Raw genomic sequence first — 12,363 nt, 5'->3', positions numbered from 1 at the left:
CCTGAGTAGCCAACGAAAAACTAATGGGAGATGTGATGTCGATCTTAGAAACAGAGCCGACTAGCGGCCGTCAACCGTCGCCTGATTCCGCCTTACCTCTATCCGATGTTCGAGTCGTGGAACTCGGGGGGATCGGTCCCACGCCATTCGCGGCAGCCCTCTTAGCGGAGTTGGGTGCTGATGTCATCCGGCTGGACCGTTTATCTCAGGTAGGCAGCAGAGTCTCTGGAACAGGTCTGCATAGAAGTCGCCCGTGCCTGGCGGTCGATCTGAAGTCCGCGGAAGGGCGAGGAGTTGTTGAACGTCTGACGTCAGAAGCAGACGTTCTCATCGAAGGATTCCGCCCGGGCGTATGCGAGCGTCTCGGGCTCGGCCCAGAACGCCTGATGGCAATCAACGAGCGGTTGGTGTTCGCACGGCTCACCGGGTGGGGTCAAACCGGCCCCTTGGCTCAGACGGCCGGCCACGATATCTCGTACGCGGCCCTCACGGGTGCGCTTCACTCAATCGGGACTCCTCAACAACCGGTACCCCCACTCAACCTCGTGGCTGACTTCGCGGGGGGCTCGCTATACATGATCGTCGGTGTCCTTGCCGCTCTGCGTGAGCGCGACCGAAGCGGTCGTGGGCAGGTGATCGACTGCGCGATGGTCGACGGCGTGAGTTCTATGCTCACGATGTTCCACTCCTTGCTCAATGACGGCGGGTGGTCTCCCGAAAGGGGAAAGAACTCGCTGGATGGCGGCGCTCCGTTCTATCGGACGTACGAGTGTTCTGACGGTCGTTTCGTCGCGGTGGGAGCGATCGAACCGCCCTTTTTCAAATTGCTGGTGGAGAGCCTGGAGCTGCCGACCGAAATGGTCGATGAGCAAAATGACACGAGCTTATGGGAAGAGCACCACGCTGCTTTCGCGGCAGCATTCGCACGTAAATCTCGCGACGAATGGGCCGAGTACTTCGCAGGCTCCGACGCGTGCGTTACTCCCGTTCTCAACCTCGAGGAGGCTCGGCGGCATCCGCACCTGGTTGAACGTGGTGTTTTCGCCCCAGACGGTAACGGATTGGTGCCGCGATCCGCGCCAGCGTTCTCTCGCAGCGCTGTCGCCGACCCGGGTCCGGAGAGGACCGCCGGTCAGGACACGGACGCCATTCTCAGCGCCTGGGGGTTCTCACCTGGTGAGGTCGAAGCGCTGAAGACGCAGGGCACAGTCGTCCAAGCGAACTGAGCCTCCGGCAATCAACGGCACCCAGGGAACTCGTCTCTCTCAGTATCCCGCGCCCCGAGGTCTAACCTCGTGGGGAAAACCCGTGTCCGAGTCGGTGTGGTTCGGGCGGTGCCGCTGGAGCCGTTACGCGCCAAGGGCAATCGACCTGCCGAAAGTGCTCAACGACGGGCTGTCCCATTTTCCCTGACGGAAGCCCCCACCGATGACGGGTTCTGCAGACCAGTCGGTGGTCCGGCACGCTCAGACGCTTTCGTGCACTCTATCACGGCCAATCCCATCGAGGACCTGCTATGAGCCGCTCTTTGCTGACCTGGCGCGACAGCAGAAACAGGCCTTGAGGTAGGAGGGTTCGATTTAGTCCAACCGATACAGTGGTGGCTGTCCAGCGACGCGGAGAGAGAGGGACTGAGCCTAAAATGAACACGGGCGGCGAGAATCGCGAAACGCGCCCCGGCGGGCGCACTCGCCGAAACACCGAAGCCATACATGGGGCAGCGCTTGCTCTTGTTGAACGTTTTGGAATGGACTTTACCCTTCAGCAAGTCGCCGATATTGCCGGAGTCAGCCGCCGGACGATTCAGCGTCGATGGGTCGACAAGCATGCCGTGATAGCGGACGCTCTCACCGAGCACAACAGCTCGCTGTCGTTCGTGGTCTCAGGCGAGTTCAAGGCGGATCTTCGTGCATTCATGATTGCGTTCCGTGACCTAAGCGACAATCCTGTTGAGATCGCGATCCACGTCCTTATCGCGACATCTCATGGCACCGATTTCGCTCGTGCGAGCCAGAAGAGTTGGCGACCGCATCGAGACTTTTCATCGGCAGCGCGCGCGCCCGCGGCGAGATTGGCGTGCACGTGGATACCGAGATCTTCAGCAGCTTAACTATTTCGCCGATCGTCGCGGCAGCAACGATCTCCCGAGAAACCCCCTCACCGACGTGCAGATCGATTCAGTGCTTGAGCACGTCCTGGAGGGAGCAAAGCCTCGATAGCCGGCGGCGACACCGACCGGTGACAGCAGTACCGCCGCCCGTGCCCCCACGACCTTCAGACGCGGCAGCCAGAGGCGAATAAGCCCAGTGGTACCAAAGCGACCAGTCCTACCGGCCGATAGCAGCCAGCGGGACTGACATGCGAAGGAGTTATTGGACAAAGGTCGCAACGTCTTCCAAACAAAGGGTAGCCAGAGGGCCATTTAGCAATTCCGAGTGTCGCGACCGAATCGAGCGGTTTTCCCTTGTCACGGCTACAAAGGCGCGGTCCGTGTAGCGGTTGATCAGGTCGACGATCGACCGCATCGACCTGAGCGATCCTGTGGCGAGCAATCTAGACTTTGCGACGAATGGTCTATTGTGCAGGCCGGACAGGCTCTAGTATTTCAGCCACTGCGGTCGCGACGCTGCACAATCGATCGCGTCTCAACCCCGGTCGTATCCTTGCGGCGCAGCCCTTGATCCGGTCTGGCTGGAACGTGCTCCGTTCCGCCCGGTAAAAGACTAGACGACTCCAGTCGTGTGGATCGAAGGCTGCTACACCGTCCAAGGCTCGAATACCGGCCGGCACCCGCTCAGGCTAGGCAGTCCCCCATCCCACCTGGTGCAACCCGTCAGCCCTCGCTCATTTCGCCCCAGCGACCGTCGACGGCGAAAGTGACTGGCGCTTCGTTCATGTCCTCTGTCACCTCTCGGCCGGTGCCGGTGGCGTCTCAAACTGCAATATCGGGGAAATCCGTGCCGTAGCGTGCGCACACTGTCGACGCGTGTTCGTTCGACAACTGACGCTCCTTCTCGCAATGGCGAGCGGGTGGCCGGCCAATTCGATCTCAATGCGCCGAGGTTACCCGTCAACGCCCATCGCACCGCAGGTTCGATACCATGCCCATCCTTCTCACATATAGGTAGAGAGTGCTAATTACCATGACAGCCGTGAGGGCGGCTGACAGGCGAACATTCATTAACAGCCGCTGCGGTTGGGCGACAGCGCCGTCAGCGACCCCGCTTGGGTGTTGGACGGCCGCTCAAATCCGAACCGTTCGCGCAGGGTTGAAGACTCGTACTCTGTGCGGAAGCGCCCCCGACGCTGAAGTTCTGGCACAACGAGTCGCGTGAAGTCGTTCAGCTCTTCTGGCACTCCCTGGAGAAGTACAACGAAACCGTCACACGCGCCGGAGTCGATCTCCGCTTCCATGTAATCGGCGACCGTCTTGACATCGCCAACGATAGTTCCAGGTCCGCGGTACAAGCTCAGCAGTTCTCGAATGGTCGGCTTGGTGCCATCTGGCTTGCGGAATGACAGAACCGCTTCTCGGTATCCCTGGATGCGGGAGCTCTGCCCGAGGTCGTCCGGCAGAGGTTCGTCGATGGGATAGTCGGCAAGGTCGAGGCCCAGCATTGTGGAAATCTGGCCGCGGGCGAGGTCGGGGTGTAGGTGCTGCTGCAGCCAGTCCCACTTTGCCTCGGCTTCAGAGCTCGTTTCTGCCACCACTGGCATGAGCTGCGACAGCGTCTTGACTGCGCCTTCTGGGCGTCCGCTGTCGGCTGCAACCTGCAGGATCTCTTGGCGGTACCGAATGGCTGCTTCCCCATTGAGAGGAGTGAATACGAGCTCTCCCTCGCGGCCAGCCAGTTGCTTGCCGGCGGGCGAGCCTCCCGCTTGAGCAATGACCGGGTGCCCCTGCGGCGGTCGCATCACATTGAGCGGCCCTCGAACCGAGTAGTTTTCGCCCTTGTGATTCAGCACGTGCATCTTGGCGGGATCGTAGAAAACCCCGTTCTCTTGGTCGACGACGTACGCGTCGTCTTCCCAGCTGTCCCACAAGCCCTTGACGACGTCAATGAACTCTTCCGCGCGTGCATATCGCAGCTCAGACGACGGCGGATCCGCCTCCCAGAAGTTTGAGATCTCGTTCGGGATACCAGACGTCACCACGTTCCACCCGATGCGCCCGCGACTCGCGTGGTCCAGGCTCGCGAACTGTCGCGCGAGGATGTACGGCTGGTGATATTCCGTGTGCGCCGTCGCAATCACACCGATGTGACTGGTCGCGCTGGCCATGACTGTCGCAAGAATGGTTGCATCCCACACCCCGACCTTGGCCGTGTGGTGGCGCAGATGCTCGGGAACCGTCCATAGTGCCATGTTGTCTGCTAGAAAAACTGCGTCGAGCTTCGCGTTCTCCGCCGTGATGGCGATCTCGCGCCATAGGTCTGGATTCCAGATGTCGTTGCCGACCGTTCCAGGTCTCATCCAGGAGGCCCAGTGCCAGCCGCCAGCGTGCGGCATGGCGCAGAGCGCGATCTGCTTCTTGGTCATAGTCTGCTCCCAATCGCTTTGATGCATTCGAATCGAGGACTGCGCATCAACCGAACGCCCCGATGAACCAAGGATAACAAGTGTTAGCCAGCGGACACAACGGCGTCCGCTGCCACTGCCGCTTTGATGAAGACCCTGCTATAGGGTCAGGACACGAAAAGGCCTTTTTCCCGAAGCACTGGAGCGAGAGCGGGACTAGCAGTAGCCACCTCGAGCTCCATGAGCTCGCGCAGGCTTCGAACGTAGGTCACGTCATCGCTGTCTGCGGCCAGTTGTTCTGCTACGTCAGCCCACCCCTCGGGAGTATCCGAGGTAGGACGAATTGGAGGCAGGACTGCGAACTCTCCCCGCCGGGCATGTCCGCCACCGATTCGGAATGTCTTCATCGCGGCAGTGCTCGCGGTTGTGTCGGGGTGCACGAGCCACGCAACGAAAGCAGCCACGCGTTCACTCGTAAATTCGTCGCGCATGACTGCACCCACTTCTGGGGTCCACGTCATGTTGCTCTGCTGCAGCGGTGTCCATGCTGTCGGCAAGAGGCTATAAACCCGGATGCCAACGCTCTCCCCCTCGTGCGCAAGGGTATTACTCAACCCCCATATCGCCGCTTTTGCGGCTCCATACGCAGAGCTGCGCGGGGAGCCGAGTATTCCGGTCGAGGCTATGTTGATCAGGCGCCCCGCACTGGATGCTGCCAGATGGGGCCACGCTGCGCGAGAGACTTCGACGGTGCCTCGAAAACTGGTGTCGAACACTCGCCACCAGATGTCCGGGTCTTGGTCGGCGAAGTTCCCTCGTTCCGCGATCGCGGCGTTGTTGATAACAGCATCGAGTCGACCGAAAGCGTCGATTGCTGTTCCGACGACGCCATCCGCCTCTCCCACCACACTGTGTGTATCGGCGACAGCTCGGCCGCCCTGGCTCTCGATTTCGGCGGCGACCGACTTAGCGTTCTCTTGATTAATGTCGTTCACAACGACGGCTGCGCCCCGTGATGCCAAGAGGAGAGCATAATCGCGCCCCATCCCCCGGCCGGCGCCGGTAACGAGAGTTACTCGGTTCTCAAAAGTCAACATGTGATACCTTTCTTCGTGGGATTTTGGCTGATGACATTTCCCGCAGTAGGTGTGGTCATGCGTCGATGCGGGGCGCAGGAGCGCGGCGAGGATGCTTCCCCGTTCTGCCTGCAGGAGTGCCACCGGGTGGGGTGGCTGAGCACGTGCGCCCGGTGCTCTGATCCCGGCGACGACCCGGTTCCCGATGTTGTTCGGCGTGACGCCATGCTGCGCCCGCCAGACTCAGCGATCTCTGCCGCCACGGCCTTCGGTTGCTAGTGCCGGCGACGACCACGTTCGCGCCCTCGGCGGCCAAAGCTAGGGCAATCGTCTGCCCCATTCCGGTACCGCCGCCGGTTACTACGGCAGTACGGCCTTTGGAATCCTTCATTTGAACACCTCTCTGATGCGACATTGGACCAGCGGGGTTGATTACTTGGGAGCAGAAAGAGACCCGCGATGGGCGCGACCGGGATGGTTTGTCGGCAGCGACGGCCCGCGACCCGGGAACATCTTCTCGCGCAAGGTTCCGGGCGCGTATTCCCGCTGCATCAGACCTCGGTCCTGCAAGACCGGCGCGACGTGTTCAACGAAATCACTAAAGGTCCCCAGCAGCGACTTGTAGACAAGATTGAATCCACGGACACCGACTGCTGCGAATGCTTCGATTTCATCCGCGATCGTTTCGGGGGTGCCACAAATGGTGACGGCTTTCGAAGCGGTCAGCTTAAACAGGTCCGCAATAGTCGCGACCTGACCGGGTGGCGCCTGATCGATGACGCCCTGAATGCCACTTCGCATCCCAGTCAGGGTGCCGACGATATCCCGCAACGGCGTGTCTGTCGGAAGGCCCGCTAGCCCCTCGCCAGCTGCGCCCCAACGAAGCATGATTTGCGCTTCGTCGTCCTCCCACGCCTCGATCTCGCGACGCTTACGCTCGGCCTCCTCCATCGTTGAGCCGACTACGAGAGCCACGGCCTCAATGGGGAGAACGTCGTTCGATGAGCGCCCTTGGCTTTGCGTCCTCTGGATCAGGTCGGTGACCCTAGGCGCAGATCGCTCTGGCCTACCGGACATGAGGAACGCCCCCTCAGCATGGCGAGCCGCGAAATTCATACCTGCTGCTGAGGATCCCGCTTGTACCAGAAACGGTGTTCGCTGCGGTGACGGTTCAACGAGGTGCGGGCCCTCCACTCGGTAACGTTCGCCGACATGGAAGATCTTGTGGAGGCGCGTCGCATCGACGTACTTGCCCGATGTTGCATCGGCAACGACCGCGTCGTCGTCCCAGGATGCCTCCCAGAGCTTGTACACCACCTCGAGGTATTCCTCGGCCCATCGATAGCGCTCGTCGTGGTCGACGAGGTCAGGCAGTCCCATACTGCGAGCACCGTTCGCTGAAGCGCTCGTGACGATATTCCATCCGACGCGTCCCTTCGTGAGATGGTCCAGGGTCGAGATTTCTCTCGCAAAAGCGAACGGATGCTGCTGAAGAATCGATTTCGTGTAGATGAAACCAAGGTTCTTCGTGGCATGCGCCATTGCGGATATCAGCATGCCGGGATCGCTTATGGGGAACTGCACGGCGCGCTCGGCCAATGGCTGCCACCCGTTCTGGTAGTCGCCGTACATCCCGAAGACATCGGCGAAGAAGACCGCATCCAGCTTTCCAGCTTCCGCCAGTTTCGCGACATCTACCCACATGTCAAGATCGTTGTAGTCTCGCGCTCGACTTCCCGGCTCTCGCCAAACGCCCGGGTTGATGTGGCCCGGCGTATTCATCACGAAGAAGTTGAAGATCAGTGGTCGATTCCCAGTCATTGCGTTCTCCTTCAAGAGTCCTGTTTGGGACTCAGCATTCGGTCCTGAGGTTCTCGGTCGGCCGCCCTGTAGGTGGGGGCTGTGTGCGATTGTTCCCTGGAACTTCTCCGATCCTGGAACCTCGAGGAACACAGGATTGCCTTCCAACCCGGTGGAATGCACGAGGTGCTCAGGTCCCAATGCGCGGCGCACGCCATCGTTGTCGACGACGCTCCAGGTTTCCGTCTCCCGGCCGTACTTCGCCGACACAGCAGGCGATGACGTCCAGAGATCGATCTCCATGAATCGCACGAAGGACTCTAGCCAGTCGGCAAAGTCGTCCTTCTTGGAGAACGGCGACCAGTTCGACGGGTAAGGCATATAGGGCAGCTGAGAGTAAAACTTCGGATCGTGCAGACTGAGCCCGCTGTACCGGCGACGCCAGTTATTCCCTGCTCGATGGTGCTTGTCGACTACCAGTGCGTCAATTTCGCGCTCTCCGAACCGCGAGGCCAAAATCAATCCGGAGTGGCCGGCTCCCACGATCATGACTTCGGGGTCTTCCCGATGTGCTAGATCGGCAGGACCTACATCCGCTTCTCGCTGACCGGCCGCCTTCGGAGTGTTGCACTTCTCGAGGGCAGTGTCTGCGATAAACACCGAAATCGGCGGATGATCGCGCAGCCATGCTTCGGCCCGGCGTTCGATATTCTGCAGCGAAGGCTCAGCTTTGCGGGAGAGGGTGTCTTCGGTGGTCATGATTCCCTCCCCGAAGTCCGTCGCGGTAGTTCGTCCACCTAAGTTTCTCCTCGTTGAGGACTTCGCCGGCACCGTATTTAGGGCCCGCCTCATGCGCGCGAAGCCGTGGAGAGTCCCGCGCCCTGTTTTGACGGTGGCAAGCAGTCGCGATGCATTCTGAGGCCGCGCCCCTAGCCAGTCTCTAACCATGGTTAGCTTAATGTCAACTGGAGCCGCCCCCAGTCGAGTTAAACTGCTATGAGCCTTGACGCGGCTGCCGCTTTTCGCGCGAGGCCTAGATGAGAAATTCCTAATCGGTGTGGGCCAGCCTGGCCGCTTTTAAAGTGAGGCGGAGAGTGTTAAGCCTCGTATGTGAACCCAAAACTAAACACTCCAAGTTCGCACCCTTGGCACCGGACGCCTCATCGCCCCGGAACAGCGTCTCATCCTCGACGAAGACGCGGAATCTGCTCGAACAGCAGGGCGCCGCTTCCTCTCGCGATACCTCGCGCTAACGAACTACCGACGCACCCTCGAGAGTCACGGCTTCACAGCGCAGGACCTCAACGGCGGTGCAACCAACGAAGCGGTCGATGCCCTCGCTCCTCACGGGTCGGCTGCCGAAATCGCCGGCGCAGTCCAGGGGCATCTCGAGGCCGGAGCGGACCACGTCTGCGTGCAGGTCTTGCCGTGGCGCGAAGACCCTCTGCGCACGCTTCAACCGCTTGCGCACGAACTGGGTCTCTAGCTCAACGCCTCCATAAAGCGGGTAAGTTCCACCGTGAAGACATCGTTGTCGTCCCCTGCGATCATGTGACCGGCGGAAGTTACATCGACCCGCTGTGCATGCGGGATCAGGTCCAGCATCTCTTGCATGCCTTTCTCACTCACAATGTCGGAGTGGGCGCCGCGAACGAGCAGAGTTGGCACATCAATATTCTTGGCCGCGCGCTGTGCTCGTTCTTGCCTGACCTCGCGCTCCGGCTCGCTGTCAATCTTCAGGAACGCGGGGTCCCAGTGCCAGCGCCACCGACCGTCGGCATGCTGCAAGAGATTCTTCCGCAGCCCATCGAGTGATTTTGGTCGCGGGCGAAGCGGGTTATACGCCGCGATGGCATCCGCAGCCTCCTCAAGTGTGGCGAACCCGTCCGGCGCTGCGGACATAAATCCTTGGATTCGCGCGATTCCTTCGGGCTCTGAGCTAGCGACAATATCGACCAGCACTACCGCTCTCGCCATAGGCCCACGTTCGCCCTCGCCGATAAGCGTGGTCATGCCGCCCATGGAGGCGCCCACCATCACGGGTGCCTCCCCGATCAAATCGATCATCGCCTCCGCGTCGTCGATCGATGCCGAGATGGAGTAGTCACCGTCAGAGGCCCACCCGCTGTCGCCATGACCTCGGGCATCGAACGCATAGGTCGACCAGCCAGCACGCGCGAGTCGCTCCCCCGTGCGATGCCAGGAATACCTACGCTGGCCGCCGCCATGCAGCAGTAGAACGCTTCCGCGGTTCTCGCCCATAGCTGGCCAGTGATCCCCGACGAGATCGATCCCGTGCGATTCTGCGCGAACGAGTTCCGGATGCACCATCAATTTCTCCTCAATGGAAGTTGCGCCAGCAAGCTACCAGCTGTTATCCAGCACGATACCCTCATGACTGCATAGGGTCATGACTGTCGCCCTCTGGCCCATTCCTCGATTTCATCAAGTAACGACGGATCAGTCAGCGCGCCGTCTACTGCGACCATATTCCGATCGGCGCCGGCAAGCATGCGCTTGACGGGCACTTCCAGCTTCTTGCCGCTGCGCGTGTACGGAATAGCGCGTACCTGGACAACCGTGTCGGGTCTATGACGTGGGGATAAAACCGTTGCGAGATGCGTCTCGACGTACGCACGACGGCCCTCCGTTAGCGAGCCGTCCGCCACTTGGACGAAACAGATTAGTTCGCCCGGCCCGCCGTCCGCGTCCTCGAGGTGCACGACGAGCGAATCTGAGATGAATGGCAACTCTGCGAGCGCTGAGTAGAACTCACTGGTGCCGAGTCGAACCCCAGCGCGATTCAGCGTCCCATCAGAGCGTCCGTGGATTTCACAGGTCCCGTCCGCCCCGAAGGTCACCCAGTCACCATGACGCCAATAAGGCGGAAAGTTATCGAAGTAAGAGTCTCGCAGTCGATGGCCGCCCGGGTCGTTCCAGAACTTTATCGGCATGGAGGGCATCGGCGTCTTCACCAGGAGTTCGCCCGGCTCATCAACGACGGTTCGTCCGGCATCGTCCACCGCAACCGCTCGCACGCCGAGATACGAGCACGACATCTTCCCGGAATAGACCGGAAGGATCGGCACACCTCCGACGAACGCACCGCACACATCGGTCCCCCCGGACCCGGACTGGAAGTACAGCTTGTCGCCCCAGGTTTCGTTGACCCATTGATATCCACGCCGCGGAAGAGGTGAACCCGTGGAAGTTAGTACCCGAATAGAGACGCCGAATTCCAGAGGGTCCACCGACGATTCCATTGAGGACATCAGGTATCCCGCACCGCAGGAAAAACTTGTAGCCCCGCTAGCGGCTGTTATGCGCCACAGCTCAGCGGGATCCGGATGCAGCGGATCACCGTCGAACGTCACGATCGATGCCCCGACAAGCAGGCAGGAAACTAATAGGTTCCACATCACCCATGACGTGGATGAATACGCGAAGTATCGGTCTCCAGGGCCTAAGTCGCCATGGAAAGCGTGTGCTTTCAGCTGTTCGAGAATAATCCCGCCATGAGAATGGACGATCGCCTTCGGCTTGCCAGTGGTGCCCGAAGAATACAAGATCCACAGAGGGGTATCGAAGGGTAGCTGCGTGTACTGAGGCGTTGCGTCCTCGGAGAGCAAATCGCTCCAGCTCCGCCGACCTGGCTCGACGGAACCGCACGCGACGGAACTGTGTAGGTATGGCACAGTCACAACTTCGCGGATAGTCGGGAGACAGCGCACCAGCTCTTCGATCACGTCTGTCCGGTCCATGTACTTGCTCCGAAAGTGATACCCGTCGGCAGCGATTAGAACCACCGGCTCAACTTCTTCGAATCGATCTCGCACGCTGTCGATGCCGAACTCAAGGGAGCAGGCAGTCCAAATCGCACCGATGCTCGCGCACGCGAGCAGGCCAACGACCGCCTCAGGAATATTTGGCATGTATGCCGCGACCCGGTCGCCAGCATTCACTCCTAAGGCCCGAAGGCCCGCGGCGCAACGCGCGACTTGACCCACGAGTTCTCCACGCGTAAGGAATACGGGCTCACGGGTCTGTGAGTAGCCTGCCACGAGGGTCTCCGTGGGGTCACCTCGCAACGCGTTTTCGGCAAAATTCACGTGTGCGCCAGCAAACCATTGTGGGCGCATAGGGTCGCTACCCTGCTGGATGGCTGGCCCGTCGCCGCGCTCTCCGATCACGTCGAAGTATGACCAGATTGAGTCCCAGAAGTCGGACGGATGTTCAACCGACCAAGTCCAGAGGGACTGGTAGCCCGACGCTTCGAACCCAAGGTTTGATCGGACCCAACTCATATACGAGGAGATCTTCGAACCGTCTTTGAGTTGAGTCGCCAGCTCCCAACTTTCACTCGCCAATTCGTGGCCGCCCTCTCCCAAGTCGCTTCATGTCGCGCCATCCAGGCTTTCGGCTAACGAACTCGGCTAGTCAGCGCGCAACGAGGCGGTATAGCCCATCCTCGTGCTGCACTGATGTCATGTGCGGATTGTCAGGCAGGTCGTACGGGATGTCTAGACGTGGATCCAGACGCAAGATCTTCCAGCCGTCTTCTTCTCGAACCACGTCGACAAAGTAGACCCCCGTGAGCGCAAGTCGAACAGTATTCCCATCGATCAAGTACAGCTGCTCATAGACTCGTACAAGGGCAGTGTTCGCATCAACCGCATCAACGATGGGATTAGTTAAGACGTGGCGACGACGCGCTGAGTTCGACTTATGAATCTTCTCGTATAGCGCACGAATGCTGTCATGACCCTGGGCACCCAGGTGTCCTGCACGGTTGGAATGGCATTCAGCCACGCCAGCCGCATTCCGATTGTCGTGTTCGTAGCAGAAGCGGTATATGACATCGTGGATCGCGAGTATGTCGTCGCTTGAAAACTTCATTGAATTGACCACCCTCTGTTCGGAGCCGCCTGCCGCCACGGCAAGCGACACTCGCTGCTATCGCAGCCTAACA

General features: G+C 60.2%; 9 protein-coding genes. 2 read left to right on the top strand and 7 right to left on the bottom strand.

Annotation, left to right across the window (positions count from 1 at the left end; genetic code table 11):
* Positions 1-23: 23 nt before the first annotated feature.
* Complete coding sequence (locus tag AC5RWX_RS01205; RefSeq protein WP_493939872.1) at positions 24-1,226, top strand: CaiB/BaiF CoA transferase family protein; 1,203 nt, start codon at positions 24-26, stop codon at positions 1,224-1,226.
* Between the two features lie 521 nt (positions 1,227-1,747).
* The gene (locus AC5RWX_RS01200; protein ID WP_494096874.1) at positions 1,748-2,110 is read left to right on the top strand and encodes a hypothetical protein; all 363 of its coding nucleotides are present in this window, start codon (positions 1,748-1,750) and stop codon (positions 2,108-2,110) included.
* A 1,070-nt stretch (positions 2,111-3,180) separates the two neighbouring features.
* Here AC5RWX_RS01200 and AC5RWX_RS01195 read toward each other — a convergent pair.
* The 7 genes from AC5RWX_RS01195 to AC5RWX_RS01165 form a co-directional block, all read right to left on the bottom strand.
* Entirely contained in the window at positions 3,181-4,539 is a 1,359-nt protein-coding gene (locus AC5RWX_RS01195) for an NtaA/DmoA family FMN-dependent monooxygenase (protein WP_493939870.1), read from the bottom strand.
* Between the two features lie 146 nt (positions 4,540-4,685).
* Positions 4,686-5,615, bottom strand: a complete 930-nt coding sequence (locus AC5RWX_RS01190) for an SDR family NAD(P)-dependent oxidoreductase (protein WP_493939869.1) — start codon at positions 5,613-5,615, stop codon at positions 4,686-4,688.
* A 411-nt stretch (positions 5,616-6,026) separates the two neighbouring features.
* Positions 6,027-8,153 carry an NtaA/DmoA family FMN-dependent monooxygenase gene (locus tag AC5RWX_RS01185; RefSeq protein ID WP_493939868.1) on the bottom strand — a complete coding sequence of 709 codons (2,127 nt, stop codon included), beginning with the start codon at positions 8,151-8,153 and terminating at the stop codon, positions 6,027-6,029.
* 490 nt (positions 8,154-8,643) lie between these two features.
* Positions 8,644-8,865 carry a hypothetical protein gene (locus AC5RWX_RS01180; protein WP_494096873.1) on the bottom strand — a complete coding sequence of 74 codons (222 nt, stop codon included), beginning with the start codon at positions 8,863-8,865 and terminating at the stop codon, positions 8,644-8,646.
* Between the two features lie 11 nt (positions 8,866-8,876).
* A complete protein-coding gene (locus tag AC5RWX_RS01175; protein ID WP_493939867.1) occupies positions 8,877-9,725 on the bottom strand; it encodes an alpha/beta fold hydrolase in 849 nt (282 codons plus the stop codon).
* Positions 9,726-9,802: 77 nt separating this feature from the next.
* A complete protein-coding gene (locus tag AC5RWX_RS01170; RefSeq protein WP_493939866.1) occupies positions 9,803-11,782 on the bottom strand; it encodes an acetoacetate--CoA ligase in 1,980 nt (659 codons plus the stop codon).
* 49 nt (positions 11,783-11,831) lie between these two features.
* On the bottom strand, positions 11,832-12,341 hold the full coding sequence (locus AC5RWX_RS01165; protein WP_493939865.1) for a nuclear transport factor 2 family protein: 510 nt from the start codon (positions 12,339-12,341) through the stop codon (positions 11,832-11,834).
* Positions 12,342-12,363: the final 22 nt, after the last annotated feature.

The sequence above is a fragment of the Arthrobacter sp. SPT-J7 genome, assembly GCF_059089965.1.
The sequence above is the reverse complement of the archived record's forward strand: the minus strand, read 5'-3'. Positions and strand labels throughout refer to the sequence as shown.

Excerpts from the sequence above, each read along its gene's own strand:
- AC5RWX_RS01185 (WP_493939868.1), bottom strand. The coding sequence starts at position 8,153 with ATGACCACCGAAGACACCCTCTCCCGCAAAGCTGAGCCTTCGCTGCAG.
- AC5RWX_RS01205 (WP_493939872.1), top strand. The coding sequence starts at position 24 with ATGGGAGATGTGATGTCGATCTTAGAAACAGAGCCGACTAGCGGCCGT.
- AC5RWX_RS01195 (WP_493939870.1), bottom strand. The coding sequence starts at position 4,539 with ATGACCAAGAAGCAGATCGCGCTCTGCGCCATGCCGCACGCTGGCGGC.
- AC5RWX_RS01200 (WP_494096874.1), top strand. The coding sequence starts at position 1,748 with ATGGACTTTACCCTTCAGCAAGTCGCCGATATTGCCGGAGTCAGCCGC.
- AC5RWX_RS01175 (WP_493939867.1), bottom strand. The coding sequence starts at position 9,725 with ATGGTGCATCCGGAACTCGTTCGCGCAGAATCGCACGGGATCGATCTC.
- AC5RWX_RS01190 (WP_493939869.1), bottom strand. The coding sequence starts at position 5,615 with ATGTTGACTTTTGAGAACCGAGTAACTCTCGTTACCGGCGCCGGCCGG.